Source organism: Micromonospora craniellae, from assembly GCF_014764405.1.
Classification (GTDB): Bacteria; Actinomycetota; Actinomycetes; order Mycobacteriales; family Micromonosporaceae; genus Micromonospora; species Micromonospora craniellae.
Genome location: NZ_CP061725.1, coordinates 5,756,023 through 5,779,210, shown reverse-complemented (window position 1 = coordinate 5,779,210; position 23,188 = coordinate 5,756,023). Strand labels below are relative to the sequence as shown.

General features: G+C 71.4%; 20 protein-coding genes and 1 pseudogene. 11 read left to right on the top strand and 10 right to left on the bottom strand.

All coding sequences use genetic code 11. The annotated features are described in order from the left end of the window. Positions 1-120 precede the first annotated feature (120 nt). Entirely contained in the window at positions 121-1,131 is a 1,011-nt protein-coding gene (locus ID554_RS26240; protein WP_117228123.1) for a LacI family DNA-binding transcriptional regulator, read from the top strand. Positions 1,132-1,158: 27 nt separating this feature from the next. On the opposite strand, the gene ID554_RS26235 is transcribed toward ID554_RS26240, so the two are convergent. The 6 genes from ID554_RS26235 to ID554_RS26210 are packed head-to-tail and all read right to left on the bottom strand — an operon-like array spanning position 1,159 to position 7,045. Further along, complete coding sequence (locus ID554_RS26235; RefSeq protein WP_191088636.1) at positions 1,159-2,040, bottom strand: DUF6807 domain-containing protein; 882 nt, start codon at positions 2,038-2,040, stop codon at positions 1,159-1,161. Beyond that, positions 2,037-2,669: a hypothetical protein gene (locus tag ID554_RS26230; protein ID WP_117228124.1), complete on the bottom strand. Its 633-nt coding sequence runs from the start codon at positions 2,667-2,669 to the stop codon at positions 2,037-2,039. The genes ID554_RS26235 and ID554_RS26230 overlap by 4 nt, the downstream gene beginning before the upstream one ends. Then, the gene (locus ID554_RS26225; RefSeq protein WP_117228125.1) at positions 2,653-3,537 is read right to left on the bottom strand and encodes a carbohydrate ABC transporter permease; all 885 of its coding nucleotides are present in this window, start codon (positions 3,535-3,537) and stop codon (positions 2,653-2,655) included. Before ID554_RS26225 ends, ID554_RS26230 begins: the two co-directional genes overlap by 17 nt. After that, a complete protein-coding gene (locus ID554_RS26220; RefSeq protein ID WP_117228126.1) occupies positions 3,537-4,520 on the bottom strand; it encodes a carbohydrate ABC transporter permease in 984 nt (327 codons plus the stop codon). The genes ID554_RS26225 and ID554_RS26220 overlap by 1 nt, the downstream gene beginning before the upstream one ends. Before the next feature lie 31 nt (positions 4,521-4,551). Further along, the gene (locus ID554_RS26215) at positions 4,552-5,895 is read right to left on the bottom strand and encodes an ABC transporter substrate-binding protein (protein WP_117228127.1); all 1,344 of its coding nucleotides are present in this window, start codon (positions 5,893-5,895) and stop codon (positions 4,552-4,554) included. Between the two features lie 19 nt (positions 5,896-5,914). Next, a complete protein-coding gene (locus tag ID554_RS26210) occupies positions 5,915-7,045 on the bottom strand; it encodes a LacI family DNA-binding transcriptional regulator (protein ID WP_117228128.1) in 1,131 nt (376 codons plus the stop codon). A 236-nt stretch (positions 7,046-7,281) separates the two neighbouring features. Here ID554_RS26210 and ID554_RS26205 point away from each other — a divergent pair, with 236 nt between their 5' ends. From ID554_RS26205 to ID554_RS26170, 8 genes are all read left to right on the top strand, one after another. Then, complete coding sequence (locus ID554_RS26205; RefSeq protein WP_117228129.1) at positions 7,282-8,610, top strand: Gfo/Idh/MocA family protein; 1,329 nt, start codon at positions 7,282-7,284, stop codon at positions 8,608-8,610. 24 nt (positions 8,611-8,634) lie between these two features. Then, on the top strand, positions 8,635-10,065 hold the full coding sequence (gene uxaC / locus ID554_RS26200; protein ID WP_117228130.1) for a glucuronate isomerase: 1,431 nt from the start codon (positions 8,635-8,637) through the stop codon (positions 10,063-10,065). Further along, the gene (locus ID554_RS26195; protein WP_117228131.1) at positions 10,062-11,363 is read left to right on the top strand and encodes an enolase C-terminal domain-like protein; all 1,302 of its coding nucleotides are present in this window, start codon (positions 10,062-10,064) and stop codon (positions 11,361-11,363) included. The genes uxaC and ID554_RS26195 overlap by 4 nt, the downstream gene beginning before the upstream one ends. Then, the gene (locus tag ID554_RS26190; RefSeq protein ID WP_117228132.1) at positions 11,354-12,844 is read left to right on the top strand and encodes a mannitol dehydrogenase family protein; all 1,491 of its coding nucleotides are present in this window, start codon (positions 11,354-11,356) and stop codon (positions 12,842-12,844) included. Before ID554_RS26195 ends, ID554_RS26190 begins: the two co-directional genes overlap by 10 nt. A gap of 86 nt (positions 12,845-12,930) precedes the next feature. After that, the gene (locus ID554_RS26185; RefSeq protein ID WP_223884260.1) at positions 12,931-14,142 is read left to right on the top strand and encodes a Gfo/Idh/MocA family protein; all 1,212 of its coding nucleotides are present in this window, start codon (positions 12,931-12,933) and stop codon (positions 14,140-14,142) included. A 166-nt stretch (positions 14,143-14,308) separates the two neighbouring features. After that, complete coding sequence (locus tag ID554_RS26180; protein WP_117228134.1) at positions 14,309-15,667, top strand: pectate lyase family protein; 1,359 nt, start codon at positions 14,309-14,311, stop codon at positions 15,665-15,667. 76 nt (positions 15,668-15,743) lie between these two features. Then, entirely contained in the window at positions 15,744-17,309 is a 1,566-nt protein-coding gene (locus ID554_RS26175) for a pectate lyase family protein (protein ID WP_117228135.1), read from the top strand. 259 nt (positions 17,310-17,568) lie between these two features. Beyond that, positions 17,569-20,367: an AAA domain-containing protein gene (locus tag ID554_RS26170; protein ID WP_117228136.1), complete on the top strand. Its 2,799-nt coding sequence runs from the start codon at positions 17,569-17,571 to the stop codon at positions 20,365-20,367. A 242-nt stretch (positions 20,368-20,609) separates the two neighbouring features. Here the strand turns inward: ID554_RS26170 and ID554_RS33270 are convergent. The 3 genes and pseudogenes from ID554_RS33270 to ID554_RS26160 all read right to left on the bottom strand — a co-directional run. Continuing rightward, positions 20,610-20,750, bottom strand: a pseudogene (locus tag ID554_RS33270) (hypothetical protein); the annotation flags it as partial. Beyond that, positions 20,713-21,360, bottom strand: coding sequence for a DUF433 domain-containing protein (locus ID554_RS26165; protein WP_117228138.1), 648 nt, complete (start codon positions 21,358-21,360; stop codon positions 20,713-20,715). The pseudogene ID554_RS33270 and the gene ID554_RS26165, both read right to left, overlap by 38 nt. Positions 21,361-21,450: 90 nt before the next feature. Continuing rightward, entirely contained in the window at positions 21,451-21,690 is a 240-nt protein-coding gene (locus ID554_RS26160; protein ID WP_117228139.1) for a winged helix-turn-helix domain-containing protein, read from the bottom strand. Between the two features lie 312 nt (positions 21,691-22,002). Between ID554_RS26160 and ID554_RS26155 the strand changes: the two genes are divergently transcribed. Both ID554_RS26155 and ID554_RS26150 read left to right on the top strand, forming a co-directional pair. After that, entirely contained in the window at positions 22,003-22,281 is a 279-nt protein-coding gene (locus ID554_RS26155) for a DivIVA domain-containing protein (RefSeq protein WP_223884259.1), read from the top strand. After that, positions 22,278-22,598 carry a hypothetical protein gene (locus ID554_RS26150; RefSeq protein WP_223884258.1) on the top strand — a complete coding sequence of 107 codons (321 nt, stop codon included), beginning with the start codon at positions 22,278-22,280 and terminating at the stop codon, positions 22,596-22,598. Before ID554_RS26155 ends, ID554_RS26150 begins: the two co-directional genes overlap by 4 nt. A gap of 63 nt (positions 22,599-22,661) precedes the next feature. On the opposite strand, the gene ID554_RS26145 is transcribed toward ID554_RS26150, so the two are convergent. Beyond that, positions 22,662-23,186 carry a hypothetical protein gene (locus ID554_RS26145; protein WP_199489181.1) on the bottom strand — a complete coding sequence of 175 codons (525 nt, stop codon included), beginning with the start codon at positions 23,184-23,186 and terminating at the stop codon, positions 22,662-22,664. Between the last annotated feature and the right edge of the window lie 2 nt (positions 23,187-23,188).

Sequence of the window (23,188 nt, the reverse complement as noted above, 5' to 3'; positions counted from 1 at the left end):
CAGTCGCGGTGCTCGGCCTGCCGGCGAGTTTTACAGCCGTGTAACTCAGTGTCAATCGGTGTCGATAACGTTTTCGAATCGCCGTCCGCGGCTCTCGTCGAGCCCTCTATCATCGTCGGCGTGGCGTTCCCGCAGCGTGTGAACATGTCGGACGTGGCCCGAGCGGCCGGCGTCTCGGTCGCGACCGTATCCAAGGTGGTGAATGGCCGATACGGCGTGGCGCAGGCGACCGTGGAGCGGGTTCAGCAGGTCATCCACCAACTCGGCTACGAGGCCAGCCTCGGCGCGCAGAGCCTACGCAGTCACCGCACGAACGTGCTGGGCATCCTGGTGGCCGAGTTCGAGCCGTTCTCCACCGAGTTGCTCAAGGGCGCCTCGTCGGAGGTCACCGGCACCGGCTACCAGTTGCTGGCGTACTCCAGCGGTGACGTGGCCGGCGCCGCCGTCGGCTGGGAACGGCGGTCCCTGGCCCGGCTCTCCGGGACGCTCATCGACGGCGCCGTGATCGTCACCCCCACCGTGGTGGAGACGAAGCAGGGCTTCCACGTGGTGGCCGTCGACCCGCACACCGGCCCGTCCGGCCTGCCCACCGTCGACTCCGACAACTTCGCGGGCGCCGTGCTCGCCACCAACTACCTGCTGTCCCTCGGCCACCGCCGCATCGGGCACATCTCCGGCCGCGCCGACCTCGAGTCCTCACGGCTGCGCGAGGCGGGCTTCCGGCAGGCCATGGCCGACGCGGGCGTGACCGTGGACGAGCAGCTCGTCCGGGTCGGTGGTTTCCGCATCGAGAGCGCCGCCGGCACCGCCGCCGAACTGCTCGCCCTCCCCGACCGGCCGACCGCCGTCTTCGCCGGTAACGACCTCTCCGCCATCTCGACGATCGACGTGGCGCGGAACATGGGCCTGTCGGTACCGGACGACGTCTCCGTGATCGGCTTCGACAACGTCCCCGAGTCGGCGCTGGTAAACCCGCCGCTGACCACCATCATGCAACCGATCCAGCGGATGGGCGCCGAGGCGCTGCGGCTGCTCGTCGACCTGATCGCCGGGGTGGAACGCGACATCCACATCCGGCTCCCCACCGAACTGGTGGTCCGCGCCACCTGCCGCCCGCTCGGCCCTTCCTGAGCTCACATGGGTGGGTGGGTGGATCCGTCAGCCCACCAGAGCGGCGGCGGTCTCCCGGTCCAGTGCCCCGTCGGCGACGATCACCCGGTAGCGGCCGTGCCGGCTGGTGCCGGCCGGGATGGTCGCGGTCTCCTCAAAGGCGAAGGCCACGCAGACCCCCGGATACATGGTGGTCCGCACGAACCACCGGTCCCCCGGCCCGAGACCACTGAAGACCAGGGTGTACGCCGCACCCCCCGATGCCCGCCCGCACAGCGCCACCCACGGCTCGTCGCAGCCGTTGACCGCCTCCTCGCCGTCCAGCGCGGCGGTGAACACCTCGGGCACCTCGTCCGCCACCGCCCGCCAGAAGAACCCGCCGTAGCCGGCCCCGCCGGGGCGACCGTTGGTGGCCGGGCTGCCCAGCGTCACGTCCCGGTCGGCGGGAGCGGTCAGTGTGCTGCCGACGTCGAGCCGCCAGGCGTTCGCGTGACCGGGCAACGCCGAGGCGGTGAGGGTGCGCCGCTCGGTGAGCAGCACTGCACCGGCCGGGTCGCACCAGTGCAGCCGGTGGTCGAGCCGGTCGGGTGAGCGGTGCTCCCATCCGGCGTGCGCGATCCGGCCGTGGTCGGCACGCCAGGTGTAGCCGACGTCGCGGACGTAGGTCCGCCCGCCCCAGAGATTGGCGCCGTCGACGTCCTGCACCGCCAGCGAGGCGCCGAGGTGCCAGACGTGGTCGGCCGGGAGCGCGTCGGTCACCGGCACGCCGGCCAGGGTGCGTACCGGGTGCAGGTAGGGCCGGGGTCCGTGCTTCGCGTCGAGCTCGGGGGCGAGCACGTACCGGGCGACCGGCGTACCGCCGACGGTCAGGTGCGGATCGTCTCCGGTCGGCGTACCGGCGGGCGGCGCGTCCGGGTCGGCGGCGGTCACGACAGCTCCGCCTCGACGACCGGCCGGCGGCGGGCCACCGCGTGCACGGCGGCCAGCGCGTACCCGGCGAGGATCGGCACCGCGACCGGGGTGACCAGCACGCCGAGCAGCGCGGCGACCACGGTGGTGCCGGCCAGCGCGGCCCAGTGCGCGGGGTGGTCGAGGCAGACCCGGGCGGCCCGGCCGGCAGCCGACCGCCAGCCGGTGCCGCCGGTACGGCCCACCTCGACCACGACGGCGGCGGCGTACCCGAGCAGGCCCGCCGCGACGACGGTGGTGACGCTCAAGGCCAGCGCCCCACCCGGCACCCGGCCGGTGGCCAGCGCGACCAGGTCGACGGCGAGCAGACCGACGGCGACGAGCCCGAGCACCGCCACCGGCAGGCCCGGCAGCAGTCCCCGACCGAACCGGGAGAACGTCTGCCGGGCCGTCGGCCAACTGCCGGTGGTGAGCCAGTCGTGCACGGCCGCGCTGGCGGTGCCGACCGCGGCACCGGCGGTCAGCACCGGTATCGTGGCGAGCACCGTCAGGATGCCCACCAGCGCCAGGTCGGAGGCGTCCCGGAGGGTGTCCCGCCAGTCGCGGCGCGGCGCACGCCGGTCGTGACCGTCGTCAGCCCTTGAGTCCACTGGTGTTGATCCCCTCGACGAGCATCCGTTGGAAGGCCACGAAGAACACGAAGACCGGCAACAGGGACAGCACCGACATGGCGAACATCGGTCCCACCGCGCTCTGGCTGGTCGAGTCGATGAACAGGGTCAGCGCCACCGGCACCGTGTAGTCGCTCAGGCTGGACAGGAATACCAGTTGCCGGAAGAAGTCGTTCCAGGTCCAGATGAACGAGAAGATCGCGGTGGTGACCAGCGCGGGCCGGCTCAGCGGCAGGATGACGTGCCGGAAGATGCCGAACGCGTTGGCGCCGTCGATCCGGGCGGCCTCGTCCAGCTCGCGCGGGATGCTCCGCATGAACTGCACCATCAGAAAGACGAAGAACGCCTCGGTGGCCAGGAACTGCGGGATCAGCAGCGGCAGGTACGGCCAGTCCCCGCCGACCAGGCCGAGGCTGCGGAACAGGATGTACTGCGGCACGATCAGCACGTGACCCGGCAGCAGCAGGGTGCCGATCATGACGGCGAACCACATCCCGCGCAGCCGGAACTTCAACCGGGCGAAGGCATACGCGGCCAGCAGGCAGCTCACCGCGTTGCCGACCACGGTCAGCAGGCTGACCATGGCGCTGTTGAGGAAGAACCGGCCGAAGCTGACGTCGAAGTTGCCCCACCCATTCGTGTAGTTGCCCGGGGTGAAGTGCTCCGGCAGCAGCCCGATGTTGTTGACGATCTCCTGTTGAGACTTGAACGAGGTGCCGATCATCCAGAACAGCGGGTAGAGCACCACCGCGACGATGGCCAGCAGCACGATCAGCCGCAACCAGGAGCGGTTGCGCGGGCGTTGCGGGCGGGCCGCCACAGGAGGGGCCACGGTGCTCACGACCATCAGCGGTCCTCCCCGTCGGAGTAGTGCACCCAGAACCGGCCGGTGCTGAAGAAGACGACCGTGATGAGGGCGATGGCGATCAGGAACACCCAGGCCATCGCGGAGGCGTAGCCCATCTCCAGGTCGGTGAAGCCCGTGATGTAGAGGTTCAGCGTGTACATCAGGGTCGAGTCGACCGGTCCGCCGGTGCCGTTGCTGAGCACGAACGCGGCGGTGAAGCCCTGGAAACCGTTGATGGTCTCCAGCACCAGGTTGAAGAAGATCACCGGGGAGAGCATCGGCAGCGTCACGTTGACGAACTTGCGGAACCTGCCGGCGCCGTCCACCGACGCGGCCTCGTACAGCTCGGTCGGCACCTGCTTGAGGCCGGCCAGGAAGATCACCATCGGTGCGCCGAACTGCCAGATGGCCAGCACCATCAGGGTCTCCAGGGCCCAGTCCGGGTCGTTGACCCAGGGCTTGCCCTCGATGCCGAACAGCGCAAGGAAGGAGTTGAACGCACCCTCCCGGTTGAACATGTTCACCCAGACGATGGCCAGCGCCACGCTGCCGCCGAGCAGCGACGGCAGGTAGAACAGGCCCCGGAACAGCCCGACCCCGCGCCAGGCCCGGTTGAGCAGCAGCGCCACCCCGAGGGCTGCGGCCAGTTTCAGCGGTACGGCGATCAGCGCGAAGCTGAGCGTGACCCGGACCGAGTGCCACCACGACGGATCGCTGGTGAACATCCGTTCGTAGTTGGCCAGCCCGACCCACTCCACCTCGGACCACGGGGTGAGGATGTCGTAGTTGGTGAAGCTGAGGTAGAGCGACAACAGCATGGGCATCGCCGTGATGGCCATCAGACCGATGAGCCAGGGCGACAGGAAGACGTAGCCGGCCAGACCTTCCCCGTGCCGGATCCGTCCGGTCCCGCGCCGGGTGGCGTCGGGCCGGACGGATCCGGTGCCGCGGCGGGTCGGGTCGGGCGCCGTGGTCAGGGCCACGAACTGCTCCTCTCCGGGTATCGCGGCGGCGTCAGGAGGCGATCGCTGCCTTGCACGCCTCGACGAACTGCGCCGCGGCCTCGGCGGGGGTGACCCGCCCGTACTGGGCGTTCTCGGCGGCCTTGGTCAGCTCGGCGCGGACCTTGCTGTGGCCCTTGATCGGCACCTGCGGCGCCTCACCGAACGTCTCGGCGAGCTTGTTCTCGACCTCGATGGACTGCTTCATCGCCGGGTCGGTGGTGTCGTCGCTGACCACGCGGCGCAGGTCCATGTTGGACGGCAGGCCCCGGTCGGTGCCGAGCAGCTTGACCGCCTCCGGGTCGTTGGCCAGGAAGTTGATCACGTCCACTGCGGCCTCGGCTTTCTTGCTGCCGCTGAAGACCGACCAGTACATCGAGGCGCGTGCCCACTGGCCGCTCGGGTCACCGGGGTACGCGATGACGCCCAGCTCGTCGGCGGTGTTCTTCTTCAGCTCCGGCATCTGGTTGACCCAGACCCAGGAGGTGCCCGACTTGCCGGTCACCACGAGCTGCTTGGTGATGTCGGTGGCGTTGCCCTCGTGGATGATGTCGGGGGTCGGGGTGGCACCCCGGTCCCGCGCGCCCTTCCACAGCTCGAACCATTTGGTCACATCCTCGGCGGTGAAGCCCAGGTCGCTACCGGAGTAGAGGTCCTTGCCCTGCTGGCGCAGCCAGACCCAGAACGCCTTGTAGTCGGCGCTGGGGTCCTGGGTGCCGGGCACGCCCGTCTTCTTGCTGACCTCCTCGGCCCAGGCGATGTGCTCCTCCCAGCTCATCCCGGTGGTCGGCTCGGGCAGCCCGTTCTTGGTCAGCAGCGTCTTGTTGTAGACCAGTCCCTGGGTGTTCTCCCCGGCGGCCAGGCCGGCGAGCTTACCGTCGACCTCGCCGTACTGGAGCAGGCTGGGCGGGAACTTGCTGGTGTCGAGGTCGCCGGAGTCCTGGTACTTCTTCAGGTCCAGGGTGGCGTTGCGGGCGGCGTACTCGGCGAGGAAGTTGTCGTCGATCTGGAAGATGTCCGGCGGGTTGCCGCCGGCGGTGAGCGTGGCCAGCTTGTCGAAGTAACCCTGGTTGGCCTGCCACACCTTCTCGAACGTGACGTTCGGGTTCTTCTGCGTGTAGAGGTCGAGGGCCTGCTCGGTGAGCTGGGCCCGGGCCTCGCCGCCCCACCAGAAGATGGAGAGCTTGACCGTGCCGTCGGATCCGGCCTCGTCGTCGCCGCAGGCGGCGGCCGCGCCGACCAGCGGCAGGGCCACGATCGCGGCGAGCATGCCGCGCAGCAACCGGCGGCGGAGCAGGGGGGTACGGTAAGTGCGCCCGTCGGACGCGTTCGCGGTGGGGTGCGTTGCGGGGTGCATGTGCGCTCACTCCTTGGCGTTAGGAGGCGACGATGTCACCGGCGGCCACGATCGGGCTGCCCGGGTCCGCACGGCGATGCGGGCCCGGGCCTACCGCAGCGGCGCCGGGACGTTCCCGGCCGGCGTAAGGTCCCGGCCCGGTGGAGTCGCGGATGACCAACTCGGTCTGGAGCATTACCTGTGCGGTGGTACGACGGACGCCGACTGTCGCCCCGGCACCGCTGCCCCGCCCGGTGCGCGGGAGATCGGTGTCCTGTTGCAGCAACATGTCGACGGCCGTCCGGCCGGCGGCCGCGGTCGGCGTGGCCACCGTCGTCAGCTTGGGGCGGGTGAGCCGGCTCAGGGTGATGTCGTCGACCCCGACGACACTCACCTCCTGCGGCACCCCGACCCCGAGTGCGTCGAGCCCCTCCAGGAGCCCGATCGCGATCAGGTCGTTGTAGGCGAGCACGGCGGTGACGCCGGCCCGGCGGACCTGCTCCGCCTGGGCGAGACCGCCGTGCTCAATGGGCGGATTGGGGCCGAGCACGGTCAGGTCCGCCCCGGCGGTCCGGGCCGCAGCGCTGGCGGCGCGCCGGATCTCCCGGCTGGTCCAGGAGCCGCGTGGCCCGGCGAGCAGGGCGATCTGGCGGTGGCCGAGGCCGGCGAGGTGCTCGATGGCGGAGCGTGCGCCCTGCCCGACGTCCATCAGGACGCAGGGCAGACCGGCCAGTTGGCGGTTGACCACCACCAGCGGCACCTCGCGGCTGAGCTGCTCGATCAGGCTGTTGCTCATCCGCGGGCTGCACAGCAGCACCCCGTCGACCTGCTTGGCCAGGGCGTGCACCAATTCCTCCTCCGCGGCGGCGTCCTCGTTCGTGTCGGCGACGAAGACGTGGTAGTCGCGGTGGCGGGCCTGGCTCTCCGCCGCCTTGATCAGCGGCGGGAAGAACGGGTTGGCGATGTCGGCGATGATCAGGCCGATGTTGTGCGTACGGCCGGTGATGAGTGCCCGGGCTGCACGATTGGGCCGGTAGCCCAGATCCTCGGCGCACGCCAGCACCCGCACCCGGGTCTCGGGGTTGACCAGGTGGGGTGCGGAGAAGGTGCGGGAGACGGTGGAGATGTGCACGCCGGAGGCCCGTGCGACGTCCCGGATGGTGACTGGCACTCAGGCCCCCTTCATTGATGTGTCGGCGGTCACGGTGCCGACAATTAATGCAAACGGTTGCTCCACTGTCAACGGCGCGAGGTTACAGATCTGTTTCGGCCGCGCTCCCACCATGCGCTCTAATGCCCCTAAAAACGACCAAAAGCCGCCGATTCTGGGCCCTTCGTTGACTCCGCCCGATCGATCGTGGTTACTTCACTGCAAAGGTTTGCACAAAGATCGAGGAGGATCGGTCTGTGTCACCGCAACCCGGCAAGCGCGCCCGGTACGCCGTGGTCGGCACCGGCGCCCGCGCCGAGATGTTCGTCCGGGCCCTGGTCCGCGACCACGCGGACACCGCCGAACTGGTCGCGTTCGCCGACGTGAACCAGGCGCGGATGGACGCCCACAACCGGTGGCTCGGCGAGCTGGGCCACCCTTCCCTACCGACCTACCACGCCGACGACTTCACCACGATGCTGGCGAAGGAGCGGGTCGACGTGGTCCTGGTGACCTCGGTCGACGTCACTCACGACGAGTACGTGGTGGCCGCGCTGGACGCCGGCTGCGACGTGGTCACCGAGAAGCCGATGACCACCGACGCCCCCCGCTGCCAGCGCATCCTCGACGCGGTACGCCGCACCGGCCGGCGGGTGACGGTGGCGTTCAACTACCGCTACAACCCGTTGCACGAGCAGATGCGGCGGCTGCTCGCCGAGGGCGCGGTCGGCGAGATCGGCTCGGTGCACTTCGAGTGGCTGCTCGACGTCCGCCACGGCGCCGACTACTTCCGGCGCTGGCACCGCGACAAGGCCAGCTCCGGCGGGCTGATGGTGCACAAGGCCAGCCACCACTTCGACCTGGTCAACTGGTGGCTGGACGCCACACCGGTGCAGGTGTACGCCGCCGGTCGGCTGTTCTTCTACGGCGACGACGGCCGACGGCACGGCTACGCCCGCGACTACGACCGGGCGCACGCCGCCCCCGCCGCCGCCGACGACCCGTTCGCCCTGCGCCTGGCCGAGCACCCCCGGTTGCGCGAGCTGTACCTGGACGCCGAGGTCGAGGACGGCTACCACCGTGACCGCAACGTCTTCGCCCCCGGCGTGACCATCGAGGACGACATGGCGGTGCTCGCCAGCTACTCCAGCGGCGCGACGATGACCTATCACCTCACCGCGTACGCGCCGTGGGAGGGCTATCGGGTGATGATCAACGGCAGTCGGGGCCGGTTGGAGCTGGAGGTCACCGAGAGCGAGTTCGTCAGCCCGGCCGCCGCCGGTGCGCTCAAGGGCACCGCCCTGCACGGCACCGAGGCCGCCGCCGAGGGCGGTCAGGCCACGCTGACCCTGCGGCCCTTCTGGTCCCCGCCCCAGCGCATCGAGGTCGACGGGTACACCCGACACGGCCACGGCGGGGCGGACGCCCGGATGACCCAGGTGCTGTTCGGCGGCGTACCCGATCCGCTTGACCGCGCGGCGAGCGCCCGCGACGGCGCCCTGGCCCTGCTCACCGGCCTGGCCGCCAACCGGTCCTTCGACACCGGCGCCCCCGTACGGGTCGCCGACCTGCTCACCCTCGACTGACCTCGACCCCAGGAGCCGAACCCCGTGCCCACCTCGACCCGTTCCGACCTGCTGTTACCCGCCGAGCCCGGCCAGCGTGCCCTGGCCCGGGAGCTGTACGCGCTGGTAGCGCGGCTGCCCGTCATCTCGCCGCACGGGCACGTCGACCCGGGCCTGCTCGCCGACGACCAGCCGTTCCCCGACCCGTCCCGGCTGCTCATCGTGCCCGACCACTACCTGACCCGGATGCTGTTCAGCCAGGGGGTGCTCCCGGCCGAGCTGGGCGTGCCCACCCGCGACGGCAGCCCGGTGGAGACCGACGGGCGGCGGATCTGGCGGCGCTTCGCGGAGCACTGGCACCTGTTCCGGGGCACCCCGTCCCGGCTCTGGCTGGAGCAGACCTTCACCGAGGTCTTCGGCCTCGACACCCGGCTGTCGCCGCAGACCGCCGACGAGGTGTACGACGCGCTCGCCGCCCGGCTCGCCGAGCCGGACTTCCGGCCCCGGGCGCTGTTCGAGCGGTTCAACATCGAGGTGCTGGCCACCACCGAGTCGCCCCTGGACGACCTGGGTCGGCACGCCAAGCTGGCCGCCGACGGCTGGGGCGGGCCGGGTGGCCGGGTGGTCACCACCTTCCGGCCGGACAACGTGGTGGACCTGGCCTTCGAGGACTGGTCGGCGAACGTCGACCGGCTCGGCGAGATCACCGGCGAGGACACCGGCACGTACCCGGGCTATCTGGCCGCGCTGCGCGCGCGCCGGGAGGCGTTCATCGCCGCCGGTGCCACCTCGTCGGACCACGGGCACCTCACCGCCCGCACGGCGGACCTCGGCGCGGACGCGGCGGCGCTGTTCGACCGGGCCCGCCGGGGTCGGGCCGAGCCGGGCGACACCGAGGCGTTCCAGGCGCACATGCTGCTGGAGTTCGCCCGGATGTCGCTTGACGACGGGCTGGTCATGCAGTTGCACCCGGGCGCGGTGCGCAACCACAACCGGTGGCTGCACGCCCGGCACGGGCGCGACGTGGGCGGCGACATCCCGCAGGTCACCGAGTACGTGCACGCGCTGGCCCCACTGCTGGACGCGTACGGCAACGACCCCCGGCTGCGGGTGGTGCTCTACACGCTGGACGAGGACACCTTCACCCGGGAACTGGCGCCGCTGGCCGGCGGGTACGCCGCCCTGCTGCTCGGCGCGCCCTGGTGGTTCCTGGACTCCCCCGAGGTGCTGCGCCGGTTCCGCGAGACGGTCACCGAGACCGCCGGGTTCTACAACACCGCCGGGTTCGTCGACGACACCCGCGCGTTCTGTTCCATCCCGGTGCGCCACGACGTGGCCCGCCGCGTGGACGCCGGTTTCCTGGCCCGCCTGGTCGCCGAGCACCGACTGCCCATGGACGAGGCCGCCGAGACCATCGTCGACCTGGCGTACCGGCTGCCGAAGCAGGTCTACAAGTTCGGGGAGAAGCAGAAATGACCACCATCACCGACGTCACCGTGCACGACGTGCGGTTCCCGACCGCTGCCAGCGGCGACGGCTCCGACGCGATCAACCGGGGCGACTACTCGGCCACCTACGTGGAGTTGAGCACCGACGACGGGCCGACCGGCGCCGGGTTCACCTTCACCAACGGCCGCGGCAACGAGATCACCTGCGCCGCCGTCCGCGCGCTGTCGCACCACGTGGTGGGGCGTACCGTGGAGGAGATCACCGCCGAGCCGGTGGCGTTCTGGCGCTCGCTCGTCGCCGACGTGCAGTTGCGCTGGCTCGGCCCGGAGAAGGGGGTCATCCACATGGCCACCGGCGCGCTGGTCAACGCCGTGTGGGACCTGCGCGCCAAGCTCGCGGGCAAGCCGATGTGGCGCTACCTGGCCGAGCTGTCCACCGACGAGCTGGTGGCCAACGTCGACTTCCGGCACATCACCGACGCGCTCACCCCGGACGAGGCCGCCGCCATCCTGGACAAGGGTCGCGACGGGCTCGCCGACCGGCTGGCCCTGCTGGAGCGGGACGGATTCCCCTCGTACACCACGTCGGTCGGCTGGCTGGGCTACCCGGACGACAAGGTCCGTGCGCTGACCCGCGACGCGTACGCGCAGGGCTGGCGGGCGATGAAGATGAAGGTCGGCGGTCCGCCCGAGGACGACCTGCGGCGGGCCCGGATCATCCGGGCCGAGATCGGCCCGGACGCGCTGCTGATGATGGACGCCAACCAGGTGTGGGACGTCGACGAGGCGATCACCAACATGACGACGCTGGCCGAGGTCGACCCGTACTGGATCGAGGAGCCGACGCACGCCGACGACATCCTGGGCCACGCCCGCATCGCCCGTGCGGTGACCGAGCTGACCGGCGGCCGGTGCCGGGTGGCCACCGGCGAGGTGGCCGCCAACAAGGTCATCTTCAAGCAGTTGTTGCAGGCCGAGGCGATCGGCGTGATGCAGATCGACGCCTGCCGGGTGGCCGGGGTCAACGAGGTGCTCGCCGAGATCCTGCTGGCCGCCAAGTTCGGCGTGCCGATCTGCCCGCACTCGGGCGGGGTCGGGCTCTGCGAGTACGTCCAACACCTGGCGATCTTCGACTACCTGCGGGTGGGCACCAGCCTCGACGGCCGGATGGTGGAGTACGTCGACCACCTGCACGAGCACTTCGTCGACCCGGTACGCACCCGCGACGGGCGGTACCTGCTGCCGACCGAACCGGGCTACAGCGCCACCATGCGTCCCGAGTCGATCGCCACCTTCCGATTCCCGGACGGCCCGACGTGGCGGTGACCGTGGGCGCGTCCCGGCTGGACCTGGGCGCACTGCGCCGGCTGCCGACGCAGTCCCGTCCCCTGATCCGGCCGGGCACCGTGCCGGCCGGTGTGGCGCACCTCGGGATCGGCGCGTTCCACCGCGCCCACCAGGCCGTCTACACCGAGCAGGCGCTCGCGCTCGCCGGGGGCGACTGGGGCATCGTCGGCGTCGCGCCGCGCAACGCCGAACTGGTGCGGACCCTGACCGCGCAGGACAACCTGTTCAGCGTGAGCACGCTCTCCGCTGCCGACCAGCACACCCGCGTGATCGGGGCGCTGGCCGACGTGCGGCTGGCCGCGGCCGACCCGCAGGCGGTGGTGGCGTTGCTGGCCGACCCGGCCATCCGGGTGGTGACGTTGACGGTGACCGAGAAGGCGTACCAGTTGGACCCGGCGGCCGGGACGCTGCGCCCCGATCCGGAGCTGGTCGCCGACCTGACCAGCGACCGGCCACCGGCCACCGTGCCGGGGCTGCTGGTCCGCGGCCTGCTGGCCCGGGCCGCCGCCGACGCCGGACCGATCACGCTGGTGAGCTGCGACAACCTGCCCGCCAACGGCCGCCGGCTACGCGGCCTGGTCACCCAGGCCCTGGTGTACGCGGGCGCCGGGCAGTCCACGCTGGACTGGGTCCAGGCGCAGGTCGGCTTCCCCGGCACGATGGTCGACCGGATCGTCCCGGCCAGCACGGCGCAGACCCTGGCGGCGGCCCACCGGGCGCTCGGCGTCGAGGACCTCGCGGCGGTGGCCGCCGAGCCGTACACCCAGTGGGTGATCGAGGACGACTTCCCCGGCGGGCGGCCCGCCTGGGACCGCGCCGGTGCGGTGCTCTGCGCCGACGCCGGCCCGTGGGAGCGGCTGAAGCTGCGCGGCCTCAACGGAGTGCACTCGGCCGCTGCGTACCTCGGCGCGCTCGCCGGGTGCGAGACGATCGCCGACGCCCTCGCCCTGCCGCACCTGACCACCGTGCTGCGCCGACTGATCGCCGAGGACGTGGCGGCCAGCTTCACCCCGCCCGACGGGGTCGACGTGGTCGGCTACGGCGAGCAGGTGCTGGCCCGCTTCGGCAACCCGGCGATCCGGCACCGCACCCTCCAGGTGGCGATGGACGGGTCGCAGAAGCTGCCGCAGCGGATCCTGCACACCATCGCCGACCTGCGCGCGGCCGGCCGGTCCGCCCGGTGGGCGGCGCTGGTCGTGGCCGCCTGGATCCGGTTCGCCCAGGGCACCGCCGACGACGGCCGCGCGCTGCCGCTGGACGACCCGCTGGCGGAGCGGATCCGCGCCGCCCTGGCCGCCGCGCCGCAGACCCCGGCCGGGGCCGTCGACGCGGTCCTCGCCCTCGACGAGGTCGTCCCGGCCGAGGTGGCCGCCGACGCGCAGGTCCGCGCCGACGTGACCGCCTGGCTCACCGACCTGCACCGCCACGGCGTCCCCGCCACGCTGGCCGGCGCCCGATGAGTGAAAGGAAGGGCACCTTCTTAACGCCTCAGGTAGAGCAGGGGTCCCCTGCTAACACCCCGGCAGCCGCGACGCCGGCCACGCCCGTGCCACGGGTCGCGCTGATCGGGGCGAACGGGCACGGGCGCTGGCACCGGCGGGTGCTCGGCCCGCTGCACGACGCCGGACGGCTACGGCTGGTCGCGCTGGTGGACACCCGGCCGCTGGAGGACGAGCCGGCCGCGCCGGTACCTCCCGACGCCCGGGTCTTCACCGACCACCGGGCCATGCTGTCCGCCGTCGCGCCGGACGTGGTGGTGATCTGCACCCCGCCGCACACCCACCTGCCGATCGCCCGCGACGCGCTGACCGCCGGTGCCGACCTGCTGCTGGAGAAGCCGCCGGTGCTCTGCACCGCCGAGCACGAGGAGTTGGCCGGGGCGCTGGCCACCACCGGCCGGGTGGCGCAGGTGGGCTTCCAGGCGCTCGGCTCGGCCGCGCTGAGCGCGCTGACCGACGCGGTGGCCGCCGGGCGGCTGGGTACGGTCACCGGCATCGCCACGGTCGCCGCCTGGCAGCGCCCGGACGCCTACTACGCCCGCGCACCGTGGGCGGGGCGGCGGCAGCTCGACGGGCGACCCGTGCTCGACGGCGCGCTGGCCAATCCGCTGGCGCACGCGGTGATGCAGTGCCTGGCGGTGGCCGAGGCGGTCACCGGCGGTCCGGTGGAGCCCGCCGCCATCGAGGTGGAGCGCTACCGGGTCCGGCCGATCGAGGTCGACGACACCGCCGTGCTGCGGGTACGCCTCCGGCAGGGCCCGCCGATCGTGGCCGCGGTGACGCTGGCCGGGGAGGACTTCGTCCCCGGCGAGGTGATCGTGACCGGTGACGCCGGGCGGGCCGTGCTGGAGTACCCGACCGACCGTCTGCTGCTGCCCGGCGAGGCCGAGCCGCGCCAGGTGCCCGGCCGGCGGGGACTGCTGGAGAACCTGATCGACCACCGGGCCGATCCCCGGGTGCCGCTGATCGCACCGCTGGCCCGGACCGCCCCGTTCACCGCGGTGCTGACCGCGGTGCAGGCGGCGCCCGAGCCGACGCTACTCGACGGCGGGCTGGTCGAGGCGGTCGGTGACGGCCCGCAGCGGGTGCGACGCATTCCGGGCGTCAACGACGTGCTGCGCCGGGCCGCCGAGGGCGGCGCGTTGCCCACCGAGCTGGGTGTGCCGTGGGCGGTCGCCCCGTGGCAGCCCGATCCGGCCGGACGAAAACAGGAGGACACCGCAACGCCACTGCAACATCGCCGGTCCGAGCAGGACTGAGCACCCCGCGATGACCAGCGGTTTCCCGACCGGGATAGGTCGGGGCGATGTCGGCCGAAAGCATTTACTGCAACAAAGCTGCACACAATTAATATTGACCACAATAAAAACACAACCGTAACCTTCGTCACATAGAGAAGCAACGACGAGGGATCGGAACGAGCTGATGCGCAGAGTTGCCGCCAGTGCGGCATTGATCATTCTCACCCTGACCGCCGCCCCCACACCGGCGGCGGCACACCCCGGCCCGGCGGGCGGCGCGGAGACCCTGTCCCCGCTGGCCCGCCACCTCGGCCGACAGGCGTTGCCGGCGAACGACGGGTGGGCGGCGGCCGGGCCGGGCACCACCGGCGGTTCCGCCGCCACCGCCGACCAGGTCCACGTGGTCGACAGCCGCCAGGACCTGGTCGCCGCGCTCGGCGGCGACAACGCCACCAACGCGACCAACGCCACTTCGAAGATCATTTACATCAAGGGCGAGATCGACGGGTTCGAGGACGCCGACGGGCGGTTGCTCGGCTGCACCGACCTGGCCGACCCCGGGTACTCGCTGGAGGCGTACCTGGCCGCGTACGACCCGGCGGTGTGGGGCCGGGTCGCGCCGAGCGGCCCGGTGGAGGAGGCCCGGGTCCGGTCGGTGACCAACCAGACCCGCCAGACGCAGATCAACGTCGGCTCGAACACCACCATCGTCGGGCTGCGCGGCGCGCGGCTGACCGGCCTCACCCTGATGATCGACCGGGCGACGAACGTCATCGTCCGCAACATCACCTTCGACGACGCCCGGGACTGCTTCCCCGCCTGGTCCCCCACCGACGGCGAGACCGGCAACTGGAACTCCCAGTACGACCTGGTCTCGGTACGCCGCAGCGAGAACGTCTGGATCGACCACAACACGTTCACCGACGGCGACAACCCCGACAGCGGCCAGCCGATCCACTTCGGACGGCCGTACCAGGTGCACGACGGCGCGCTGGACATCACCCACACGGCCAGCCTGGTCACCGCCTCCTGGAACCGGTTCACCGGACGGGACAAGCTGATGCTGATCGGCTCGTCCAACACCGTCGGCCCGGACGTCGGCCGGCTCAACGTCACCCTGCACCACAACCTGTTCGACAAGGGCTTCCAGCGGCTGCCCCGGGTCCGCTTCGGGCAGGTCGACCTCTACAACAACCAGTACCGGCTGGCCGGCGACGGCTTCGAGTACGCCATCGGCGTCGGTGTGCAGTCCGCCGTGTACGCGGAGAACAACCACTTCACCCTCGGCGCCGGCATCACCGCCGCCGACCTGCTCTACGACTGGAGCGGCACCGCGATAACCACCCGGGGCAACTGGGTGAAGGCGGCCGGCGCGCTGCCCCGGCCGGTCGACCTGGTGGCCGCGTACAACGCCGCGCACGACCCCGACCTGTCGCCCGACGCCGGCTGGACGCCGACGTTGCGGCACGGTCCGGTGCTCCCGGCACCGCTGGTGCCCCTCGTCGTCGGCCCGCTCGCCGGTGCCGACCGCCTGCCGCTCTGACCGTCCCTCAGGCGTCCCGGCGACCACACCCGGCTGTAACCCGTACCACCACCGATAGCACGGAAGGTAGGCAAGGATGAGACGAACAGTGACACTGCGACTCCTCGCGGGGCTGTCCGCGACGGCCATGGGTGCCGCGGGCCTCGTGGCCCTGACCACCCCCCAGGCGTCGGCGGCCGTCGGCAGCGCCACCGGCTTCGCGTCCCGCAACGGTGGCACCACCGGCGGCGCGGGCGGCCAGACGGTACGCGCCACCACCGGCACCCAGATCCACGCGGCCCTGTGCAACCGGGCCAGCAGCAGCACCCCGATCACCATCCACGTCGAGGGAACCATCAACCACGGCAACACCACCAAGGTGTCCGGGTCGAGTTGCAACACCGCCGCCGACGTGATCGAGCTCAAGCAGATCAGCAACGTCACGATCCTCGGGGTCGGCAACGGCGCCGTCTTCGACCAGCTCGGCATCCACATCCGTGAGGCCAGCAACATCATCATCCAGAACGTGACGGTCCGGAACGTCAAGAAGTCCGGCTCGCCCACCTCCAACGGCGGTGACGCGATCGGCATGGAGGCCAACGTCCGCAACGTCTGGGTCGACCACGTCACCCTGGAGGCGTCGGGCGGTGAGTCGCAGGGCTTCGACGGCCTGTTCGACATGAAGAACAACACCCAGTACGTGACGCTGTCCTACAGCATCCTGCGCAACTCCGGCCGTGGCGGCCTGGTCGGCTCCAGCGAGAGCGACCTGTCGAACGGCTTCGTCACCTACCACAACAACCTGTACGAGAACATCGACTCCCGTACGCCTCTGCTGCGCGGCGGCGTGGGCCACGTCTACAACAACCACTTCGTCCGGATCAACGAGTCCGGCATCAACTCCCGGGCCGGCGCACGAGCCAAGGTGGACAACAACTACTTCCAGAACTCCAAGGACGTGCTCGGCACGTTCTACACCAGCCAGGCCGGCTACTGGCAGGTCAGCGGCAACACCTTCGACAACGTGACCTGGTCGAGCCGCAGCGGTGACACCAACCCGGCCGGACCGAACCCGACGTCCAACACCAGCGTCAGCATCCCCTACTCGTACCGGCTCGACGCGGCGAGCTGCGTGCCGAGCATCGTCCGCGAGACGGCCGGCGCCAACAAGGGCATCCGGACCTCGAACGGCAACTGCACGCCGACGAACCCGACGCCGGGACCGACCAACCCGACGCCAGGACCGACCAACCCCACGCCGGGGCCGACCAACCCGACGCCGGGACCGACCAACCCGGGCGGCACCAACCTGAGCATCGGTGCCGGCTCGGACGGTTCCAGCAAGGCCAGCGGCACCAGCTACGGCGACGTCCGCGACGGCAACATGAGCACCGCCTGGTCGCCGTCCGGCACGACGGGTTCCATCTCGATCAAGTGGGACGCCGCCAAGCGGATCTCCCGGGTCAACATCCGTGAGGCGTCCGGCGCGGTGGGCAACGTCCGTGGCTGGCGCCTGCTCAACCACGACAACGGCGCGGTACTGGCCTCCGGCACCACCGCGGGGGTGATCAGCTTCTCGGCGACCACGCTGCGCAAGGTCACCTTCGAGATCACCAGTGCCAGCGGTACGCCGAGGATCGCCGAGTTCGAGACGTACGCCTGACAACCGACCAGGTGGGCGGGAGCCGTCGGTCTCGACGACTCCCGCCCATCGCCGTCCGTCCCCACCCGGTGCCGTCACGCTCCTACGGCACTCCCCCCCCCTGCAATATCGCTTCGCTGCTGCACGGCGACGCGCCCCCGCCTCAGCCCGCCGCCTTCCGCCGCTCCTCCGCCGCGCAAGTCGACGCGACCGGCGAGTTACCGCAGATCGGGGCACGCGGGCGGGCGGCCGGGACGGCGTACGGCAGAATCGGCGGGCGATGCGCGCGGCGACGATCCTGACCGCTCTCGCCGACCTGGCTCCGGCCGGGGCGGAGCGGGTGTTCGACGTGTCCGGGACCGGACGGCCGCTGGTCTGGTTGCCTGAGCCGCACCGGGGTCCGCGTACCGCCCGGCTGGACCGTCTGGCGGCGCTGGACGCACTGCACCGCGACGAGCGGATCCTGCGTCTGGGCCTGACGTTCCTGGTCGGCGGCACCGACGTGGCGGGCACCAGGCGGCGGGTCCGGCTGCCGCTGTTGGCCCAGCCGGTACGCCTGGAGCGCGGGCGACGTGCCTATCGGGTAGTGCCCGCCGGTGACCTCGAACTGACCTCGCTGATCGAGGATCGGGATCTCGCCGCCCGGCTGGAGGCCGCGCCGGGGCTCGCCGGTCCGGGCTGGCTGACCGCGCCCGGCACCGCCGCCTGGGTGACCGCGGCGGCCCAGGCCGCCGGCCTGGCGGTGGAGCGGGTCGTGCCGAGGCCCCCGCGCAGCGTCGACGAGGCGATCCTCACCGGCGTGGCCTCGGCGGCGCTGTTCGTCACCCGGGACGTGTTCGCCGGCCGGCTGCGGGACACCCTGCTGAACTGGGCGGGCCGTCCCGGGCTGACCGAGACGGCCCTGACCAGGATCTACCTCGGCCCGAGCGGAACGCCCGCCGACACCGGCACCAGCACCGACACCGGTGGCAGCGGCGGCGGGAGGGACGAGGACGACGTACTCTCGCCGCTGGCGCTCAACGCGGCGCAGCGGGACGTGGTCCGGCGGACCCGGACCGAACCGGTCGTGGTGGTCTCCGGGGCACCTGGCAACGGGAAGAGTCACGCCCTGGTCGCCGCCGCGCTGGACACCGTGGGTCGGGGCGGGTCGGTGCTGGTGGCGACGCAGTCGGCGCACGCCGCGGAGGTGCTGGGCGAGTTGCTGCGCCGGCATCCCGGCCCGTCACCGGTCCTCTTCGGCGACGCCGAACGGCGGGAGACCGTCGCGGCCGACCTCGCCGGAGGGATCGCGGTCGGCGTCGACGACGCCCGGCTACGCGACGACGCCGCCGCCGTGGCCGCCGCCCGGGACCGGGTGGCCGCCGTCCGGTCCGGCATAACGGCGGCCCTGGAGCAGGAACGACTCGCCGCCACCCTGCCCGGCTGGCAGCCGCTGCTGCCCGCCCTGGGCCACGACGCCCCGGCGATCTTCGCGCCCGACGCCGACCTCGCCGCGGTCCGGCGGGCCCTGGCCGACACGGGCCGGGGGGATACAAGCTGGTGGCACCGACTGCGCCGGGCCCAGGCCACCCGGCGGCTGCGGCGACTGACCGGCGCCGGCCCCGAGATCCCCGCCAAGCGGCTGCGGGCCGCGGTGGACGCCGCCGAGGCGGTACGGGCGGCGGCGCGACTGCCGGCGAGCGGCGGCACCGACCTGTCGGCCGCCTGGCAGGCGCTGGCCGAGGCGGACGCGGCACTCGCCGAGGCGGTCGGCACCGCGCTACGGCACCAGGCCACCAGCGCGCGACGGTGGACCGGCGACGCCCGCCGTGCCGCCGGTGCCCTGGGCGCGTCCCTGCGCGCCGGTCGCAACCGCCGACGTGAGATGCTCGCCGGGCTGGACGCCCAGGCGCTGGTACGGGCCCTGCCGCTGTGGGTGGGCACGGTAGCCGACGTGGAGGACCTGCTGCCGCCGGTCTCCGGCATGTTCGATTTGGTGGTGCTGGACGAGGCGGCGCACGTCGACCAGTTGCGGGCTGCCCCGGTGCTGGCCCGGGCCGGGCGCGCCCTGGTCGCCGGTGACCCGCGCCAGTTGCGGTTCGTCTCCTTCGTCTCCGACGAGGACGTGACCGCCACCCTGCACCGGCACGGGCTGGACCGCTTCGCCGACCGGCTCGACGTACGCCGGTCCAGCGCCTTCGACCTGGCGGCCGGCGCGGCACCGGTCACCTGGCTCGGCGAGCACTACCGCTCCACGCCCCACCTGATCGGGTTCTCCGCGCGGCGGTTCTATGGCGACCGGCTCAAGCTGGTCACCCGGCACCCGCGCACCGAGCACACCGACGCCATCGACGCGCTGACGACCACCGACGCCGCCGTGGTGGACGGCGTCAACCAGGCCGAGGTGGACGCCGTACTCGACCTGGTCGGGAAGCTCGCCGCCCAGCCACCCGGCGGCGGCATCGCGGTGATCAGCCCGTTCCGCGCGCAGGCCGACGCGGTGGAGGCGGCCCTGCTGTCGGCGTACGACGTGGACGAGATCGAACGCCTCGGCCTGCGCTCCGGGACGGTGCACGCCTTCCAGGGCAGCGAGGCGGACGTGGTGATCGTCTCGCTGGGCCTGGTCGACGACGACCCGCCGGGCCGGCACCGTTTCCTGGCCGACCCGAACCTGTTCAACGTCATGGTCACCCGGGCCCGCAAGCAGCTCACGGTGGTCACCTCGCTGCGCTCCCCCGACGGCATCGTCGCCGACTACCTCCGGTACGCCGCCCAGCCGCCGGCGTCCACCATTGCCGACACACCCGCGTCCGAGCCGTGGGCCCGCGCCCTCGCCGTCGAACTCGACCGGATCGGCGTGCCGGTACGGCCCGGCTACCCGGTCGGCCGCTGGCGGATCGACCTCTGCATCGGCGAAGACGCGGACGCGGTCGGGGTGATGTGCGGGGTGCACCCGGACGGGGTCGCCGCCCACGTGGAGCGGCAACGCACCCTCGTCCGCGCCGGTTGGCGCCTGCACGACGTGTTCGCCAGCCGCTGGGCCGACGACCCGATCCGCGCCGCCCTCGACCTCACCGCCCGGATGGGGAAGGTGCAGTAGCGCTCGGCAGCGGAGCGGCGTCGACGCCCCTCCGAGGACCACTCACAGATGGACGAAACAGGCGGGCTCTCGAAGCACCGCGGCAGCGGACCCGACGTCCGCCAGCCTCGCCGCGAGAGTGGCGTGAGCCAGCCGTTCGGGAAGCGCGGCACTGAACTTGAGCCCGGCGAGCGCCTTCTCAGAGTGAGGAGCGTCCAGCCCTGTTTGAGGCCATACTCCGTCCACTCGTCGTCGCCGGTGAACTGGCCATCGGCGGCGAAGACGTCGGAGACGAGGTGCACGATCCACCCAGCCTTGATCAGCGCCTTCGGGGCGCCCTTACCCAGGCAACGGTCGACGAAGAACTCAGGCGGCGACTCGGACGACGGCTTCGACCTCGTCAACGGTCAGCCCGTACTCGTCGGCAACGACTTCGGAAGACTCACCAGCACGCCACATCCCCACAACCGCCTCGACTGGGACCTTGGTGCGTGCGACGACGGGAGCCCCCCAGCCGAACCGTGGATCGATGATCACCTGCGCGTTGTCGGGATACTGCCGCAGCCGCAGACGCGCCGGGTAGGCGTCAGACGGCTCCCAGACGATGCACTTCAAATAATCGGAGATCACTTCGCGGATCGGCATCTGCTGATCACCGGCTCGGGCAAGCTCATCCGTGTCGACGTAGTGGACAAAGACATCGATGCCGTCGGTGGCGATCCGCTGATCGGCCAAGCCGTATGGACTTCCGAAGACACGTCGGATCTCCGCCGCTGCGTCGCGGATCTTGTCCTTCCCCAGCTTGAGATCACGCAACGACCGCAGGACGTACGCCTCGATGACGGCGACGAACGGCACGGACGGCCACCCGCGCTTCACCGGCGGCACGCTGTGCACCAGCGGTGCTCCGGCCGCCTTCTCCGCGAGCCAGGAATACATGGTGCTGCGGGGAATGCCGAGGTAGCGGGCAGCATCACTTGGGGTCAGAAGCGCGTCGTGCAGCTTGTCGATCATCTTGCGCCTCCTCTCCCATGACCGGCCCAGCATCGCACTGCGCCCACCGGTTTACACGATCCGTGGAAGCTCCGCTACCCCGTGTTGCCCTCAGGGTTCCCGCATCCAGGTCTTCGGGTCGGTCACGAAGACACCTTTCCCCTGCTGCCGCCGGATCACCCGCAGGGCTTCGAGTCGGGCGTAGGCCATCTGCACGGTCCCGTGACTGACGTCGTAGGTAGCGCGCGTGTCGGCGATCGAGGGCAGCCTGTCCCCCGGCCTCAACTTCTTGGACTTGACGTCGGCGATCACATCGTCGGCGATGCGCCAATAGTCCGGCACGTCTCGCATAACACTCCTCGCGTGGCAATCCAATTCGATCACACCGCGACGCGCCTAACAAGCGACGTTGACTCATCTGACATATCTAGTTATGTTGGTTAGGAGTCGTTCCTCGCGTGGCAACGAGTTCGGCTCATCCCCCTGGTCGGGGCGGGTGCGCGTGCCCGTCCCGACCCTGTGAGCTGCTCTGTCGTCGTACCGCCGAACTGGGCTGCGGCGGCCGAGCGGGCGGGCCGTGCGGACGCCGGCCACGCACGGTCCGCCCTTCCACCACCGCACCGACCCTCCGCGCTCCCGCCTGCCTTTGAGGAAAGGACCGTCGTGGCCCAGGTGTATCGAGGTGGCCAGCCCTACGGGACCGGTCGCCCGACCCGACTGACCCCACACGAGGTACGCAACCGCACGTTCGCCCCGCGTCGCCGTGGGGTCGACCCCGATCAGGTACGCGAGTTCCAGGCTACGGTCGCCGACGAGCTGGCCGACCTGCACCGCCAGGTCCACAAGCTCGCCCAGGAGAACGAGCGGCTCAAGCGGGCCCTGCGCGACTGGCAGTCGATGCACGCCCGGCACTGCCGGCCACCGAACCAGGGCCGCTGGTGACCGCCCGCCCGGTCCCCGGCGACCTGCTCCGGATCGACGGTCGCGCCTCGGTGCAGTTCGCCGGAGACCGGGCGCTGACCCTGCGCGTCGTGTCGACCAGCGACCGGCAGGCGTACGACGGCTGGATCTGGCTGACCGGGTACGTCATCGACCGGCACGGCAACGCCACCGCCAAACGCGAGATCTACGTCCAACTCGCCGGCCTCCGTCCCGCCTCGGTGCCCGCTCCCCCTCGCCAGGTCAGCCGGCGCGGTGAAGCTGGTGGGCCGCGCGGAGTGTCGGCACGACCGTCCCGTCCAGGTACGGCGCCGAGGTGAGTCGCCCCCAGTGGTCGGTGAGGCGCATCGCCGACGGATGGGTGAAGGCGACGGTTGTCGGGCTCAGCCCGTGATGTCCGCTGCGAGCACCGCCGGTGCGTCGAGGTCGTTGACGGGTACGCCGAGCCATCGAAACCGGCCATTGCTGCCGGATAGATCGGTGTAGTCCCGCCACCTGAGGATGTAGTCGCCGGTCAGGTCGCGTTGGTTCGGCAGATGGTGGCTGCCGTCGTGTCCCCACCGGAGAGTGCCGGTGAGCCGCCTGCCGTCGTGGAGACGGAACTCCTGGTCCCTGGTGGTCCGGGTGGGCGGCGGCGCATTCCACAGGGTGCGGTCGTTCGTCAGGAGGATCGCGAGGCCGTTCGTGGCCGTATCGCCGGAGCGACAGAACCGTTCCAGCCTCGCGAGGTCGAAGACGAAGTTGCGCCGCGCCAGGTCGGTGGCGGCATGGCCACGCAACCGGAACTCTTCGTCCGTCCCCGGGTCGGTGCCGACCCAGCCGGCCGTGAAGTACTTGAACTCGATCGCGGTGCGTCCGTTCGGGCCAAAGCACAGGAGGTCCAGGTATTCGGCCTTCTCCTGCCGCACCT